Annotated in this window: 12 protein-coding genes; 5 read left to right on the plus strand and 7 right to left on the minus strand. The window is 30.2% G+C overall.

Annotated features, from left to right (window positions below):
* Window positions 1-11: 11 nt before the first annotated feature.
* From recJ to GCL60_RS04505, 5 genes are all read right to left on the minus strand, one after another.
* A complete protein-coding gene (recJ, locus tag GCL60_RS04485; protein WP_153418688.1) occupies window positions 12-1,799 on the minus strand; it encodes a single-stranded-DNA-specific exonuclease RecJ in 1,788 nt (595 codons plus the stop codon).
* Window positions 1,800-2,855 (minus strand): protein translocase subunit SecF, encoded by a 1,056-nt coding sequence (secF, locus tag GCL60_RS04490; RefSeq protein WP_153418689.1) that lies wholly within the window; start codon window positions 2,853-2,855, stop codon window positions 1,800-1,802.
* 14 nt (window positions 2,856-2,869) lie between these two features.
* Window positions 2,870-4,660 carry a protein translocase subunit SecD gene (gene secD / locus GCL60_RS04495; RefSeq protein ID WP_153418690.1) on the minus strand — a complete coding sequence of 597 codons (1,791 nt, stop codon included), beginning with the start codon at window positions 4,658-4,660 and terminating at the stop codon, window positions 2,870-2,872.
* A gap of 103 nt (window positions 4,661-4,763) precedes the next feature.
* Window positions 4,764-5,177 carry a preprotein translocase subunit YajC gene (yajC, locus tag GCL60_RS04500; protein WP_153418691.1) on the minus strand — a complete coding sequence of 138 codons (414 nt, stop codon included), beginning with the start codon at window positions 5,175-5,177 and terminating at the stop codon, window positions 4,764-4,766.
* A 39-nt stretch (window positions 5,178-5,216) separates the two neighbouring features.
* Entirely contained in the window at window positions 5,217-6,374 is a 1,158-nt protein-coding gene (locus tag GCL60_RS04505; RefSeq protein WP_153418692.1) for an acyl-CoA dehydrogenase family protein, read from the minus strand.
* Window positions 6,375-6,639: 265 nt separating this feature from the next.
* Here GCL60_RS04505 and GCL60_RS04510 point away from each other — a divergent pair, with 265 nt between their 5' ends.
* From GCL60_RS04510 to GCL60_RS04530, 5 genes are all read left to right on the plus strand, one after another.
* The gene (locus GCL60_RS04510; protein ID WP_153418693.1) at window positions 6,640-8,145 is read left to right on the plus strand and encodes a HAMP domain-containing methyl-accepting chemotaxis protein; all 1,506 of its coding nucleotides are present in this window, start codon (window positions 6,640-6,642) and stop codon (window positions 8,143-8,145) included.
* A 10-nt stretch (window positions 8,146-8,155) separates the two neighbouring features.
* A complete protein-coding gene (locus GCL60_RS04515) occupies window positions 8,156-9,661 on the plus strand; it encodes a HAMP domain-containing methyl-accepting chemotaxis protein (RefSeq protein ID WP_153418694.1) in 1,506 nt (501 codons plus the stop codon).
* Between the two features lie 26 nt (window positions 9,662-9,687).
* A complete protein-coding gene (locus GCL60_RS04520) occupies window positions 9,688-11,202 on the plus strand; it encodes a HAMP domain-containing methyl-accepting chemotaxis protein (RefSeq protein ID WP_153418695.1) in 1,515 nt (504 codons plus the stop codon).
* Window positions 11,203-11,369: 167 nt separating this feature from the next.
* Window positions 11,370-12,857: a methyl-accepting chemotaxis protein gene (locus tag GCL60_RS04525; protein ID WP_153418696.1), complete on the plus strand. Its 1,488-nt coding sequence runs from the start codon at window positions 11,370-11,372 to the stop codon at window positions 12,855-12,857.
* 33 nt (window positions 12,858-12,890) lie between these two features.
* Window positions 12,891-14,258, plus strand: a complete 1,368-nt coding sequence (locus tag GCL60_RS04530; protein WP_153418697.1) for a hypothetical protein — start codon at window positions 12,891-12,893, stop codon at window positions 14,256-14,258.
* A gap of 5 nt (window positions 14,259-14,263) precedes the next feature.
* Here GCL60_RS04530 and GCL60_RS04535 read toward each other — a convergent pair whose 3' ends face one another.
* Both GCL60_RS04535 and GCL60_RS04540 read right to left on the minus strand, forming a co-directional pair.
* The gene (locus GCL60_RS04535) at window positions 14,264-16,486 is read right to left on the minus strand and encodes a HEAT repeat domain-containing protein (protein ID WP_153418698.1); all 2,223 of its coding nucleotides are present in this window, start codon (window positions 16,484-16,486) and stop codon (window positions 14,264-14,266) included.
* A gap of 59 nt (window positions 16,487-16,545) precedes the next feature.
* The gene (locus GCL60_RS04540; RefSeq protein ID WP_153418699.1) at window positions 16,546-17,415 is read right to left on the minus strand and encodes a spermine/spermidine synthase domain-containing protein; all 870 of its coding nucleotides are present in this window, start codon (window positions 17,413-17,415) and stop codon (window positions 16,546-16,548) included.
* Window positions 17,416-17,501: the final 86 nt, after the last annotated feature.

Genomic DNA, 17,501 nt, shown 5'->3' on the forward strand with positions numbered 1-17,501 from the left:
AAGATACAAAGTCAAGTTGTGAAGATTACAGGAGCATAGTCGATCACACGAATATCCTTCGATAATTTACCATTCCAGCTACTTAATTTTGCTTCTACCACAAGCTGAACTTCTATTCCTGTTTCTAAAAAACCTTCAAAGACATCGGCTAATCCAAAAGCAGTTAGCCAAGACTCTTTTCCTTGCTCTAAAAATAACACTTTTGCGTGATTTTGAGAAATATCTTTTCCCATTCTCTTTACATGAGCAACCGTCACAGGACCTACTAGCCATTTTGTACGCGGGTTTTCAATACCATAAGGTTCTAACTCTTCAAGCTTTGATAATAATGTTAAATCTAAAGACTCTAACGACAAAAGGCCATCAATATTTAATGGTGGCACCTTATCTTTACTTAAAATAAGCTCTTTAGCTTTATTTGCAAGATATTCTTTTAGCCAATCTAATTTTTCAGGAAGAATAGTGAGACCAACAGCATGATAATGTCCACCAAACGAAATAAATTGATCACGAACTTCATTTAAAACAGAAAATAAATTGAAGGAGTGGGTTGAACGTCCACTTCCTTTTAATTTTCCATCAATCGTTCCAAAAACAAGAACAGGACGATAAAATTTATCTAAAACTCGAGTCGCAACCAATCCAACAACACCAGGATGCCAGTCTTCTTTATGAAGCACCAAGGCATCAGGAATTTCGCTGCATGAATGGACTTGATCAAGAGCCTCTTGGGTAAATAATTTTTCTAACGTTTGTCTTTCCGCATTTTCTTGGTGCAAATGATGAGCCATTGAATAAGCCGCATCAGGATCATTTGTTGATAAAATTTCTACACTTCGTAAAGCATTGCCAAGCCTGCCAGCTGCATTTAATCTTGGTCCAATTTTAAAACCAATATCGACGGAGTCAATTTTAGTGTTTTCTTTCCATCCTGCGCATTTTAATAATTCATGAATACCAATTCGTTTTCCATCTTTGATATTTTGACTTAAAACTTCAAGACCAATTTTACATAAAATATGATTCACACCTGTCAAAGGAGCCATATCAGCAATGGTTCCAATAGCAACAAAATCAAGATAATTTTTTAGATTAATATCGCAAATCTGTCCTTGTTCTCTTATTATAATACGAATTGCTATCATTAAATAAAAAGCAACTCCAACACCTGCAAGCATGCGATAAGGAAACAAACAATCATTTTGTTTGGGATTCAAAATAGCAAATGCATTTGGTAATAGAGGAGGAATATCATGATGATCTGTTATAATAATATCTAATCCAAGATTGTTACCTTCTTCACAAGCTTGGACAGCAGATATTCCATTATCGACAGTAATAACTACTTTTGTCCCATTTAATGCTAATTTTTTTAATCCGATTACATTTAAACCATAACCTTCTAAAATACGATCTGGAATATAAACATCAACAGGATAACCTAACTCGGCAAAAAAGTTAGATAACATAGCACAAGAGGTTGTCCCATCTACATCGTAGTCACCAAAAATAGTTATTTTTTCCGATTTTTGAATTGCACAGATAATTCGTTCTGCGGCTTTTCGAATGTCTTTGAAATTCCAAGGTTCTGGTAATAATGCAAGCAGTGATGAACCTTCTGTTGGCTCTTTTCCGTCTAATAAATAATTCTTTTTTTTATTAAAATAATTGTTTAATTGGCTTGAATTTTCAGCAATAATTTCTTTTAATTTCCAAACGTAACGGCTTGTAGAACACAAGTAATTATTTTTAAAATTACTTGTGCCTTTATTAAGAAAGGAAATATTATCTATTTCCATTTATTTTTTTTCCTGAGGAATCTTTTTTCTGACATTTATTGGTGGAGCAAAATCTTTAGGTTTTTCAACCACTGCTTTTTCAGCATTATCTTTTTGTTTCCAGCCCAGTTTATTAAAGTAACTATCCATCATTAATGTAAGAGGTGCCGCAACATAAATAGAGGAATAAGTACCGACAATAACACCGACCAACATCGTAATTGCAAAATCTTCAATAGATCCTCCACCCATAATAGAAAGAACTAAAAGAGCTAAAATACCAGTTGTTGATGTCAAGATTGTACGATTCATCGTTTGGCTTATACTACGATTCACAACTTCTATCATAGGCATTTTAGGTTGATACAAACGAGTTTCACGGATTCGATCATATACAATAACCGTATCATTAATAGAATAACCAACAATAGTTAAAAATGCGGCAATGGATGTTGTTGTAAACGGACGACCTAATAGAGTCATAAAGCCAAGCGCAATAATGACGTTATGAATTAAACAAAGTACAGCTCCAGGTGAAAAACGAGCATCAAAACGAAAGGCGATATAAATTAATATCCCAATACAAGAAAGTAACAAAGCCATATATCCTTTGTACTCATCTTCTTTTCCAACTTTACCAGAGATATTTGTTACTGAAGCAATTTGAATTTTTTCTGCACCAAATTGCGACTTTAAATTATTTACAAGTGTATCTGCACGAGTTGTCGTAGCATTTTCATCTTGTCCTTTTTCACGTTGAATACGAATGATATAAGCTTCTGTATTATCTTTACGTGAACCTAAATTTCCGTATGCAGTAACTTCTGCATGCGCAAAACCTTCTTTATTTACTGCTTCTTTAATTTGTTCTCTTGTTAATGATTTATTTAAAATATTAACCTGAATTTCCGCACCACCAAGGAAGTCAATACTATAATTTAATCCCTTAATGCCAATAATAAGAAGTGAAGCAACTACTAAAAGAATAGATATTCCAACAGTTACTTTTCTCCATTTCATAAAATCAAAATAATAATTGTGCGGGAAAACTTGAATATTTCCAATTTTAAAAGCCATAATCGTTTTCCTCTTTAGCCAAACCTTTTAATTTTTGTTCTTTCAACTAACCATTGTCCAATTACTTCTGTTACGTAGTATGAAGTAAACAAAGTACAAACGATACCGCAGAGTAAGGTAACAGCAAATCCCTTTACCGTTGGATTTCCATAAATCATAAGAACAATGCCTGCGACAGCAGAGGTAATATGCGCATCAATTAATGTTCTAAAACTTGTTGTATAGCCTTTATAAAAAGCCTGCTTTTGATTAAAACCGGATCGAATTTCTTCACGAATACGTTCATTAATGACAACATTTCCATCAACCGCAATTGCCATTGTTAAAACAATACCAGCAATGCCAGGAAGAGTTAGTGTAGCACCAAATAAAGCCATAAATGCTAAAATTAATAAAACATTAAATACCATTGCCACATTTGCAACAAGGCCAGATAAACCATAAATAAACAACATCACAACAACAACAAGGATTGCTGCAACTATTGTAGAAATCACACCAGCATGAATATTTTGTGCGCCTTCTGTAGGGCCTATTTGTCTTTCTTCAACAACTTTAACAGAAGCGGGCAAGGCACCTGCACGTAAAACTAAAGCGAGATCTTGAGCTTGTTTCATTTGCTCAGCCATATTAATCCCACTACCCATTGTAATAGAAGCATTTCCACCTGTAATAGGTGCTTTTACATAAGGAGCACTTTGAAGATTTCCATCTAAAATAATAGCGACTTCATGAGGAGCATTTTTAGAATCCGCTGCTTGAGTTGTAATTTCACCAAAAAGTTTTGCACCTTGTGGTTTAAACTTTAAAGAAACAGAATATTGTGGAATATAATTTTCTGCAGTTTGAACAGATTGTGCATCTTCAATTAAATCACCTGTTAATTTAGCATGTGATTCAACTAAATATGGAAAATTAGAAATAACTTTCCCTGCTTGTGCGCCTTGTCCATAAATTCTTTTTAAAATAATTGTCGCATTTTTTGGAAGTTTATTATTATCACGCAACCATTGAGATAAAGTTTCGATAGTTGTAGGTAAAGTATCTTCCTCAGAAATTTTTAAAGATTTTCTAGCTTCAGATAATAAGACAGGAAGCTGTTCTTGAGTAATGGAATTTAAAACCAATCTAAAATCAAGTTGCGCTGTGTTACCGAGAAGCTGTTTTGCTCTTTGCGTGTCTGACATTCCAGGTAATTCAACAACAATACGTGTATTTCCTGCCTGAAAAATATTTGGTTCTGAAACGCCAAATTGATCAATACGATTACGAATGGTATTAATTGCCTGTTGCATTAATTGTTTTTCAAAATCGGCAACATAAGTTTTATTTGCTCTAAAATAAAGAGTGTTACCTATTGTTTTTTCATATAAGAGTAACAGAGTTTGCTCATTAATTCTTTTTTGAAAAGCTTGTACTTGAGCTAAATTTTCTATTTCAACAGTAGCCGATAAATCTTCATTAACTTTAAAAGATCCTGTTTTAATTCCTTCATTTAAAATAGTTTCTTTTGCTCTTGTAATTGCACGAATAATGGAGTCTTGAACTGCTTTTTCAACTTCAACATTTAAAGTTAATGAAAGTCCGCCCTTTAAGTCGAGACCTAAATTCACTCGAGAAGAAGGAAGAATATTTTCAGCAATGCGTTCATGCCATTTTACTGGAACCCCATTCGCATCTCTTTGCCACTCTGATGGATTTCCAAAAAAAGTAGGTAGAGTATATAAAACTCCAAAAATAAGAGCACAAAGAATGATTATACTTTTTATCCACCAAACGGGTGGCATTGGCATTTTGTCTTGCATAAATTCACCTAATGGGTATCAATTTTAAAACCTATAAGACAAAACCGCCCGCCCTTAATTGAGCGGGCGGTTTTATCTTTACGTAAAAGAAGCAAAACCAATTTTACTTTGTAGCAGGAATAGAAGAGGAAGTATCTAGCCTTCCCGAAATGGAAGACTTCACAACACGAATGGTTGAATTGCCAACATTTAAGGAAACTATGTTTTCTTTTACTTCAGTAACTGTCCCAATAATGCCACCAGCCGTAATTACTTCAACACCTGGAGTTAAAGAATTTAAAAATTCTTTTTGCTCTTTTGCTCTTTTTGATTGTGGGCGAAAAACAAATAGCCACATAAAAAGAATAATTCCACCCATTAAAGCAAAATTAATCCAAGCTGGTGCTCCTTGTGGAGCTCCCGCAGCAGCAGCTCCCGCAGGAACTTGCTGTGGAGCTGCTTGAGCAAAAACTTGTGTAACAAAAAGAGAGGAAAGAACGATTTTACTTATATTTGAAAATACAGATTTTAATTTCATTGATCGAATCACTCCAATAAAAGCTAAAGAACAACACGATTAATCTAGTATCATCTTTGCGATAGTTTGCAACTGCATGTTTGTTGTCCCTTCGTAAATTTTGCCAATCTTCGCATCACGATAAAACTTTTCTGCGGGAAAATCTTTCACAAAACCATATCCGCCAAAAATTTCAAGAGCCGTACTTGCTACAAATTCAGCTACTTCACTGGTAAATCTCTTTGCCATTGCCGCTTCTTTTACAAAGTTCAAATTTGCATCCTTAAGTCGAGCTGCATTGTAAACCATAAGTTTAGATGCTTCAATACGTATTGCCATATCTGCAATTTGAAATTGAACGCCCTGAAATTGAGCAATTGGCTTTCCAAACTGTTCTCTCTGTTTTGCATAATTTACAGCAGCAGCAAGAGCTCCTTCTGCTAAACCCAACATTTGAGCCGCAATTCCGATACGCCCTTCATTTAAAGTTTCAATTGCAATTTTGTAACCTTTTCCAACTTCGCCAATTACGTTTTCTTTAGGTACTTTTACATTTTCAAAAATAACTTCACAAGTACTACTTGCTCTTATCCCAAGTTTACTTTCTTTACGGCCTAAAGAAACACCTCCTAATTCTTTATCTACAAAAAAAGCAGTTATTCCTTTATAGCCCAAATCGGGATTGATATTTGCAAAAACCAAAAATAAACTTGCTTCTTTTGCATTTGTTATAAATATTTTTTTTCCATTTAACTCATAGTGTGTTCCTTTATCAACAGCTGAAGTTTTTAATGCAAAAGCATCGGAACCACTATTTGCTTCAGTCAAACAATAACTACTAACTCTATTTTTAGCCATTTGAGGAAAGTATTTTGCTTTGATATTTTCTGGAGCCCATTTTATTAGTGCATTTGCGATTAACGTGTTTTGTACGTCAACAAATACACTTATACTAGGATCGACTTGTGCAAGAGCCTCTATAGCAAGTATTGCTTGGAAAAAAGAACCGCCTGAACCCCCGTATTTTTCAGGAACTTCAATTGCCATAAGTCCCATATCAAATATTTTAGAAATTAAAGAAGCATTTAGGGTTTCGGATTCATCCATTTGGGAAACAAGAGGAGCGATTTCCTTTTTAGCAAAATCTAAAACCGAGTTGTAAAATAAAGATTCATCATCTTTTAATAATGTTAAAGGATTTGAAATACTATATGGCATGAAGAGTGTCTCCTAAAAATAAATACGAAAAGCATTTCAGTTCATAACTTAAATACTTTTCAAATGCAAAATGTTCAAAACCAAGATACCTTCAATAATGTTCCTAATTTGATAATTATATAAATGATTTGTTAAAATGAGTAGGAAATTTTTTAATTATGGTAACTACAGAGTAGTTAAAAAAATGACTTTATTAAGAAAGTTTATTCAATTCCGATAGGTGACTAGTTTATTAGAAAGATCTGTAAACTGGAGTCCTTATTTTATGAGTTCAAGAAGTCTCGATTTTAAATTAAATGCATCTACGCTAACACTTTTAATTTTAATCATTGGTGTTTCTTTTTACTCTATGTTTATGATCAATAAAACTCACTTTTATGCTGAAGATACAGGAAAAAATTGGTTACCTAGTATTGTTTCTGTTGGTGAGTTAAATAGAGATCTAACTATGGCACCAAGAAGACTAATTACTTACACATTAGACTGGTTTTATGACCAACCTAAAGAAACAAAAACAAAAAGTGCTGAATCATTAAGTAACTATATTAAATCATTTGATGAACATTTAAAAGCTTATAGCCCACTTGTGAGTGGACCTGCAGAAAAAGTATTTTATGACAAATGTTTGGAAAATTGGAATATTCTTCAAGCTCAAATGAAAGAAGTTCAAACAATAGCAGAAAGTGGAAGTGGTTTAGCTGCATTTACTTTATATCGTGAAAAAACATTACCACTTGTATTAAAATTACGTGAGTCATTGATAGAACTAAGCGATTTTAATTACAATGGCGGCCTTGAATCTACTAAACAAGGTGCCTATTTAACTTATTTAACAAATATTACTATGACTATTACAATTTTAGTTTCAATCATTATTGGAATTTTAATTTTTAAAATAATTATTTCATCAACAAAATTAATTGAAAAAGCAATACATAATTTAAAGAAACAAAGTGTTGAAACAAATAAAATTGCAAATAATTTAAAAGCTAGTTCTAAACTATTAGCAAGTTCTGTATCAGAACAAGCATCTTCTATTCATGAAACAAGTGCTGCTATAAATGAAATTACAAGTATGGTGAACAGAACAGCTGAAAATGCTCGTGAATCTACTGATGTTGCAAAAAGTGCCTCAGAAAAATCTGAAATAGGTCAAAATACAATGAACAAGCTTGTAAAAGCAATGGAAACAATACAAGAATCCAATGTTCAGTTGCAAAATATCGCTGGTATTATTAATCAAATTAACACAAAAACAGCTGTGATTAATGATATTGTTTCAAAGACTGAATTATTGTCATTAAATGCATCTATTGAATCGGCACGGGCAGGAGAATATGGGAAAGGTTTTGCTGTCGTTGCAGAAGAAGTTGGAAATCTTGCAAAAATAAGTGGTAAATCTGCTAACGAAATTCAAGAATTAATTACCACAAGCCAAGAACAAGTAAACAAAATACTTGAGCTAACAAAAGAACGTGTAGAAGGTGGTAAAAAAGTAACAGCAGAAGCACAAGATTCATTCATAAAAATTTCAGAAGATATTATTAAAATGTCTGGAGTAATTCAACAAATTTTTGAAGCTACAAAGGAACAAGAAATTGGTGTTAGACAAATTTCAGCAGCTGTTTCATCTATTGATAAAGCAACACAAAACAGTCAAGCAGCTGTAAATTCTACAGCAGAGTCTTCCTCTAATTTAGTAGAGCAAAGTGATAAATTAGATAAAACAGCACATGATGTTAGTATATTGATTATGGGTTCAACTGAATAAGGCTTTATTTATGAAATCAAAAAGTCTCGCATTAAAATTAAACTTTTCCACTAGCATATTATTAATTTTAATTTTAATTGCCGGAATTTATGCGATTATTATGATCAATAAATCACAAGAATACGCACAAATAACTGGTACAAATTGGCTTCCAAGTGTAAAAGCAATTTCAAGAATGTCCGATAATTTTGGTAATATTTCAAGAAGACATGTTTTAATTATAGGTGATTATGCAACAAATAAATCCACAGAACAAATTGGCGAAGATAGAAATAAATTAAATGAATTCATTAAAGACTTCAATGAAAAGCTAGAAAGTTACAAAGGATTAGTTGCTAATAATGAAGAAAAAGCAATTTTAGAAGAACTTATTCAAAATTGGAAAGAAAATAATGAAAGCATTCAATCCGATTTAAAGATTGCTGAAACTAAAAATTCAAAAGAAGCTTATGAGCAATATATAAATAAGACATTACTTATTTTTTTAAAAGTAAATGATAGTCTTATAAAATTAAGTAAATTAAATTCACTCGGTGCTATTAATTCTACTAAAAATGGAGAATATTTTACAAGCTTAACAAATATAGTTATGATTTCTATTATTATTTTTTCTGTAATTTTATCTTTTATTATAATTCAAATTATCAGTAAAACCACCAAATCTATTAAAAAATCTGTATCTAATTTAAAAGAACAATCCGTGACTACACATGAAATTGCAACTAATTTAAAAAATGACTCCCAGACATTATCTAATTCAGTTTCAGAACAAGCAGCTTCTGTTCATGAAACCACAGCAGCAATAAATGAAATTACAAGTATGGTGAATAGAACAGCAGAAAATGCAAAAGAGTCGACTGAAGTCGCAAAAGGAGCGTCTGAAAAAGCAGAAGAAGGACAAGTTACTATGACAAAACTTGTTTCTGCAATGGAAACTATTCAAGAATCCAACTCACAACTTCAAAATATTGCAGTTATTATTAACCAAATTAATTCTAAAACGGCAGTTATTAATGACATTGTTTCTAAAACAGAACTTTTATCTTTAAATGCTTCTATTGAATCGGCGCGCGCGGGTGAATATGGAAAAGGATTTGCCGTCGTTGCCGAGGAAGTTGGAAATCTTGCTAAAATTAGCGGTAAATCGGCTAATGAAATTCAAGAATTAATTACTTCAAGCCAAGAACAAGTAAACACCATACTAGGACTCACGAAAGAAAGAGTAGATGAAGGAAAAAAGGTAACAGCCGAAGCTCAAGAGTCTTTTTTAAAAATATCGGAAGATATTTCAAATATGTCTTCGGTTATTTTACAAATTTCCGATGCTACAAGGGAACAGGAAATTGGTGTAAGGCAAATTGCAACGGCAATGACAAATATTGACAGAGCTACGCAAAACAGCCAAGCAGCAGTGAATACATCTTCTGAGTCTGCAAAAATACTTGTTAAAGAAAGTGATTTGCTAGACAAAACAACAAAAGATGTAGAAATTTTAATTACTGGAGTAGCTAAATAAACAACTACTTTAGTTAAGGAAAGTTTATGAAAAAAAAGAGCCTATCATTTAAATTAAATGTATCCATAATAATTTTACTTTCTTTAATTATTTTTTCAGGTCTTTATACAATTTACATGATAAATAAAACACAATCCTTTGCACAAGAAACGGGAAAAAGCTGGATGCCAAGCGTTTTATCCACAAGCAAAATGAGTGAAGGAGTTGGTAAATACGCAAGACGTATATTAGGATTATTATCAACTTCTCTAATTAACACAAATGAAGAAGAAAATAAAAAAGGCCTTGCCGAAGACATTAAAGCATTAGACAAATATGCGAAAAATATTGACGAATATATTGAAAATCATAAAAAACTTTTAAGTGGTCCTGAAGAAAAAGTTTTGTTAGATGATATCATTCAAAAATGGAAAACCTACGACAATGCAAGCCGTGAAGCCATTGAAATAAATAAAAAAGGACAAAAAGAAGAAGCCATAAAATTAATATTAACTAAAGCTAGAAAAGCAGCTGCAGAATTAGAAGAAGCTGTTCAAAAACTTGCGACATATAATTACAATAACGGGGTGGCTTCTACAGAAAAAGGCGCAAGTTTAACTAGTTTAACTGTAATGACAATGACGACTATTATTGCCGCTTCTATTTTAATAGCCTTATTTATTTTTAATTTAATTAGGAATACAACAAAGTCTCTTAATGCGGCTATTGATAATTTAAAAAATCAAAGTGTTTCTACAAATGAAATTGCAAATAGCTTAAAAAATGGATCGCATATTTTATCGGATTCGGTAACGGAACAAGCTGCTTCAATTCATGAAACAAGTGCCGCAATAAATGAAATTACTAGTATGGTAAATAGAACGGCAGAAAATGCAAAAGAATCGACAAATGTGGCGACAGGAGCATCTCAAAAAACAGAGTCTGGACAAAAGACAATGGAAAGACTCGTAAATGCGATGGAAACCATTCAAGAATCCAACAATCAACTTCAAAATATTGCTGAGATAATCAATCAAATTAATGCAAAAACAGCAGTTATTAATGACATTGTTTCAAAAACAGAGTTATTATCTTTAAATGCATCAATTGAATCGGCCAGAGCAGGTGAATACGGAAAAGGATTTGCTGTGGTTGCAGAAGAAGTAGGAAATTTGGCCAAAATTAGTGGTAAATCGGCACAAGAAATACAAGCACTCATTACTTCAAGCCAAGAACAAGTTAACAAAATTTTAGGCTTGACAAAAGAGCGTGTAGACGAAGGGAAAAAAGTAACAGCGGAAGCACAGGAATCTTTCCATCAAATTTCTGAAGATATTTCAACTATGGCAAGTGTTATCCAACAAATATCGGATGCTACCCGTGAACAAGAAATTGGCGTTAGGCAAATATCATCTGCAATGTCCAATATAGATAAAGCAACACAAAAAAGCCAAGTTGCTGTTACAAGCACTCAAGAATCTTCAACAAATTTAGTTGAACAAAGTGAAAAATTAGATTCTACCGCAACTGGAATTGAAATTCTAATTAAGGGTGCTTCTTAAAATACTTCAATAAAATTAAATATACTAAGTAATATTTGCTTACAGTGTCATTATATAAATTCAATAGAAAAATATATGCCATTTAAATAAAAGATAAATTGTTAAACTATAAAAGAGAATAATAAATTTATTGTCAAAATATAAAATTTTATGTTTACGGTGAAAATGTGAGAAATATTAGTTTTGCAAAAAAAATATATTTTTCAATTTTGATATTAATGGTAATTATTTTATTAAATTCATTTTATACGATTATGGTTATAAATAAAACTCAAAATTATTCTAATGAAACAGCTTTATTTTGGCTACCAAGCGTGGACACATCGCAGGATATGAAGTACACGATAGCCCAAATAAGAAGAAGAGAATTAATTATATCGTATCCATTATCTAAAAAAGAAATAGAGGAAAACTTACAAGTTATAGATGAAAGATTAATTAGCATGCAAATGTCTATAAATAAATATCAGAAACTTATTACACTTGCTGAAGAAAAAAAGATATTCGATGAGTTTAATGATAACTTCAATAATTATTTAAAAAACAGGCAAAAATTCGTTGACTTAATAAAATCTAATAGAATAGCAGAAGCTCATAACTATTTAATAATTAATTTAGACAAACCTCTTCAAAATTCACAAGATCTATTAGAGAAAATAAGCCAGTTAAATTACAAAGGGTCTATTAAGTCAACCCAAAATGGAGAGTATTTAACAAACTTAACAAATTTAAGCATGTTATTTATTATGGTTTCTTCCTTATTTATAATTATGGCAATCATTCTCTTAGTTAAAAAAAGTACTAAAAGTATGATTAAAGAAATTGACAATTTAAAAACACATAGCAATTCAACAAGCACAATAGGAAATAGTTTAAAACAAAGCTCAAATGATCTTTCTAAATCTACTGAATTACAAACAAACTCCGTCCATAAAACAAGTGCTGCTATAGACCAAATATCAAGTATGATAAATAGAACAGCAGAAAATGCAACTTCCACATTACTTGTTTCAAAAAATGCTTCAGACAAAGCAAAAGAAGGTGAAAAAATAATGAATCACCTTGAAAAAGCAATGGAAACAATTGAAGAGTCGAGCACTCAATTACAAAACATTGCAGTCATTATAACACAAATCAATACGAAAACAGCGGTTATCAATGACATAGTAGCAAAAACAGAATTGCTTTCTTTAAACGCCTCAATTGAATCCGCTCGAGCGGGAGAACACGGAAAAGGATTTGCCGTTGTTGCTGAAGAAGTTGGTAATTTAGCTAAAATAAGTGGAAAAGCAGCAAATGAAATTCAACTATTATTACAATCGAGTCAAACTCAAGTAAACACAATTATCGACACGACAAAAGCCAGAGTTATAGATGGCAAAAATGTTACTTTAGATGCTCATGAGGTATTTAAAGCAATATCGGAAAATATTGTTACAGTTACCTCAGTTATTGAACAAATATCAGATGCAACAAAAGAACAAGAAACTGGAATTAAACTTATTTCAAATTCTATGGTTGAAATTGAAAAATCAACTCAAAATAGCAAAGGCATTGTTCAATTAACAGAAGAATCTTCGCTCAAATTAGTAGAACAAAGTAAAACCCTAGATGAAACAACAAATATTTTAGAAAAGTTATTTAAAGGAAAATAAAAGAAAGATTATTAATTTTTAAAGAAAAGGATTATGAAAATAAATTTAAGAAAAAAACAAAATAAAATATTCTTATATAACAATATTAAGATAATTTTATTTAGTTTTGTTTCTCTATTTTCTTTCCAAAGTTATGGCGATTGGTGGCATAATCAGAGTTTTCTTATGGGAGGAAAACCAGCTGGAATGGGAGGAGCCTATACAGGCATAGGTACAGGTCCTGCTGGTGTTTTTTATAACCCTGGGGGAATAGGATTTTCAGCAGATACTGCACTAAGTGTGTCTACAACAAATTACTATACATCAACCATTACTCAAGATGGTTATTTAGCAAATGACAATACAAGCTTTTCATTAACCGATGCCGATTTACTTTCTGGTTATTTTGGTGGTTCGTTTCGATTAGGTACTGATTTACCTGTTTATATTGCCTTTGCCATTTATAATAAGGACTATGTAAATATAGATAATGTCGTTGAATCACGTAGCAAAAATGGATTAACAAAAACAAGATTTGTTCAAAAAGTAAGTTCAACTGAAAACGAATACGCAATGGCATTTTCCATTCGCACGCATGATAAGTTTAGTTTTGGATTATCTATTGCTTTTTTTGATATGCGCTATTCTGAAGTTCAAGGCGCTAATATTCTTTCTGGTCCATATGACGATCCCTATGGAGGGTCTCAAATTTATCAATACGAATTATGGAATTATACCAGTAATTTTTATGTTAGAGGAATTGAAGCTGGGTTAGGATTTTTATACAAGCCAAAAGAATATATTTCATTTGGTTTATCGGGTAAATATAAATTTATTCTCTCTCAAAATGCAGAAGGCACTTATGTAGACAATCAAGTTGTAACAGACTCTGAGTTTAATCCTATTAACAATGGAAATGATTACAGCGATTTTTATGAACAATATATAAATCAAACGACAATAAAACATACTCCAAAGCCCTTTGAACAGTTACCTTATACTATTCGATTTGGAATAGCCTGGATGCCTACTGATTGGCAAACCTTTACAAGTGATTTTATTTATACTTCAGAAAATAATGCTGTAAATCCTTTTTATCACACTAAAAAAGTGTATGATTATGCGTTTGGTTCAGAAACCGTATTTTATGAAACATTAGGAATTCGATTGGGATTCTTTACAAATTATTGGTCTGGCGATCCTAACGTAACAGATCAATTTGTTAACGTAAACTTTTTAGGTTATACAGCTGGAATTGCTTATTATAATAAAAAATCTGTTTACAGTTTAACTTATATGTTACAAGAAACTCAACCTGGAGCAATGTATTCACTAGAACCAGTCTTATTTAATGGCAGAAATAATCCCAAAGTTTATTGGCGAACCGATCAAATAGCTCTTGCAATTACAGGCGAGTTGTAAAAAAATTATTTTTCTATTTTTTTATTCATTAGTTCTTCTATCATTTCAACTTCAAAACTTAAATCATAGATTGAATTTTTAAAGTTATTATATAAATTTTGTTGAACAATATCTCCGAAACCAGCTTCCATAAATGTCTTTAAAATATTTATTCGTTGCGATAAAGACAAAAGCTTAAACTTATATAGTAAACTTTGTGGGTAATTTACAGACTCTAAAAATAAAAATTGAAAAAGATCATCCCCAATAGGATTTTTTAGCCCAGAAAAAGAAAACGCAAAATTTTCTACCAATCTTTCCTTAAAAAACTCTGTGTTTTTTAATCTTTCATATATTTTTTCTACATCTTGAGAATATTTTTCTATTTTTAAAAACCCGACCACAAAAACAAAAGACAAGTTATCATTTAAGATACTTGATTTCTTTAAAGACATTAGTGAAACAATACAAGTACTATTATAATAACTTATTTTATAATTATAAATTAAAATAATAACATTTGCACGAACTCTATTGCTAGGATGATTTAAAAACTTAATCATATAAGGAATCAATTTTTTATCATTTATTTCCCAAAAATTCTCGATTGTATTTGCAACCACTCTATGATCATCGCTATATAGTAAATGCATAAAAAAAGGGACTATCGCGTTTTTATAAACTTTATTAATAAATGAAATCACTTTATGCCTAATATATAAACTCTTATTTTTTTCTCCTAAAACAAATTCAACCAATAAATATTCAACCTTAAATGATTTATAATTAAATAATGCTTCTACTGCTGCAGATTGCATAAATTCATCACTATTATTTAGCACATTAAAAATATAATCTATTGTTTTGTCGCTATTTATTTTTCCCATTGAAATAACCATATTCTTTTTTAAAAAACGATCCTGGGTTTTTTCAAAGTTTTCCATTAATACTTTTAAGGCTGGAATATTATTTTTTTCTCCTAAAGCTTGAATCGATCTTATATTTCCAATATTGCTTTTCACATTATCAAGATGATATTTGTAATAATAATTTTTAATTAAAAACGCTAAAAATATAACAAACAATATACAAAATAACATAGAAAAATTCAAATAATAGAAACTAAATTTACTTGGAAAAAAGTTCATAAATAAACCGGATATAACTATAATAGCTGGTACATAAAAACCTTCTGTATAATTCCTAAGCTTATCACTCACTTTTTCATTAAATGATGCTGTAAAGTGCTCGTAAGAGGTTTGAAATAAGGAATGCTCCAAAATAACTTTTGCCATTTCTACTGCAGCAATTACATAAAATGTATATGAAATATTCATAAAATAAACCAAAAATAGAAGACAAACTCCATACAATAGATGCTGGAATATAATCTTAGACTTTGTAAATAAAAATTTATTTAATGAATAACTCGTAGCTATAATTAATAAGCTGGAAAAAAATTGAAACTCTGAAAAAAACTTATTTAAATCTTCTGTATTTCCATAAGTTGCACCTGCTGCAAAGTTAAATTGATATGTAATTAAAGTAGTTATAAAGTGAAATAAGCAAATCACTACAATATATAAAAACGCCAAATTAAATAAAGACTTATTTTTCAAAAAACTATTATTCTTTTCTTCAGATTTACTCTCTTTATGACTATCATCCACAATTTCTTCATTAATAACTTTTATTTTAAATACATAAAAATAAAAAAACAATAAAATAATTAATAATACTATATTAACCAAAAAGTATTGAGCTATACTAAATCCGTAAAATATTTTATTAATTAATACATCAGACGAAATAGCTCCTATTTCTTCTGATATTATAAAATAAGAGAAAAATAATTTTGATTCAAATACATAAAAATAAGCATTAATTAAATTCCAATACAAAATTATACTTATTAAAGAAAACAAACTTCCAAATATTTGATACATCCAAACTGTTTTTGAATAAAAATTTGGTACACCTGTATTATAAAACATGAAAAATAGAAATGAAATAGAAAATAAAATTAAAAATAAAACTTTATATTGTCTTGATTTTTTAAATCCTTCAAGTAAAGAAAGAACAAAGATAACAATTGGTGTTAATAACGAAGAAATAATGAGAGCTTTTGGTAATTGCTCTGCACCAATAACATCAATAAAAAAAGAACTTGAACTAATTGCTAAATTTTCAATAATAAATTGAAATAGATATGCTAATATACAGAAAAATATTATTTTTTTGTTTAACATAATTAGCTATTCCTAATTCTATTAAAAACAATACATAAGTATTTAAAATACATAGTTATCTATTTCTCAAAATCTTGGATATATTTTGGTGGATTTAGCACTCCTAAAATTGTTTGATCGTTGATATATAAAAGTTCTTTATCAATTTTTTCAACTATAATATTTTTTATCTCTTCTATTAGAATAGATTTATCTTTTTTATTATGAAGAAGTACAAATGACCAATTTCTACAAAAAGAAGGGATCCATGCAGTAAATATTTTTACTGTATTAAATTCTGTTTTTAGCATTTGAATATAATTAGAAAATGATATATTTTTTTGAAATGGCATTTCGCCAGATTGAATACAAATATTTCCATTTTCATTTAAAATATTTTTACATTTTTTTAAAAAATCAATATTTATAATCTGATTTTTATCTAAGTTTTGATCACACAAATCACAAATTATAACATCAAATTTTTTTGTCGTATTTTCTAAAAAAACCCTTGCATCACATATTTCAATTTTAACCCTAGGATCTTTATAAGAATTTAAACTCATTTCTGGAAGATATTTAGCACAAAAATCAATAACATCTTTATCTATTTCAATTAATGTTATTTCTTTTACTGTTTTCCATTTTAAAGCTTCGCGAGCGGTTGCTCCTTCACCAGCTCCTATAATTAAAATACTCTCAGGATTTTTATTTAAAATAAAAGGTATATGAACAATTGTTTCATGATAAATAAACTCATCTGCCGTTGTTGATTGTAATTGATTGTCCAAATAGAGCGCTTTACTATCATTTAAAAGTTTTACAATACTTATATTTTGAAAAAGACTTTTCCCTTGATATATAACCTCGGAAACTAATGACCGATAAATTTCGCTTGGAGATAAATATTCTGTCATCCAAATATTTGATTTAGGCTTATTTACAAACATAATAATTCCCCCTTTTTATCATATAAAAATTAGGGAGAAGGATAGATGTAATTTTTACCTTGGGAATATTTTCCTAAAATTAAAAA

The sequence above is a fragment of the Silvanigrella paludirubra genome (genome assembly GCF_009208775.1).
In the GTDB taxonomy this organism is placed as follows: Bacteria; Bdellovibrionota_B; Oligoflexia; order Silvanigrellales; family Silvanigrellaceae; genus Silvanigrella; species Silvanigrella paludirubra.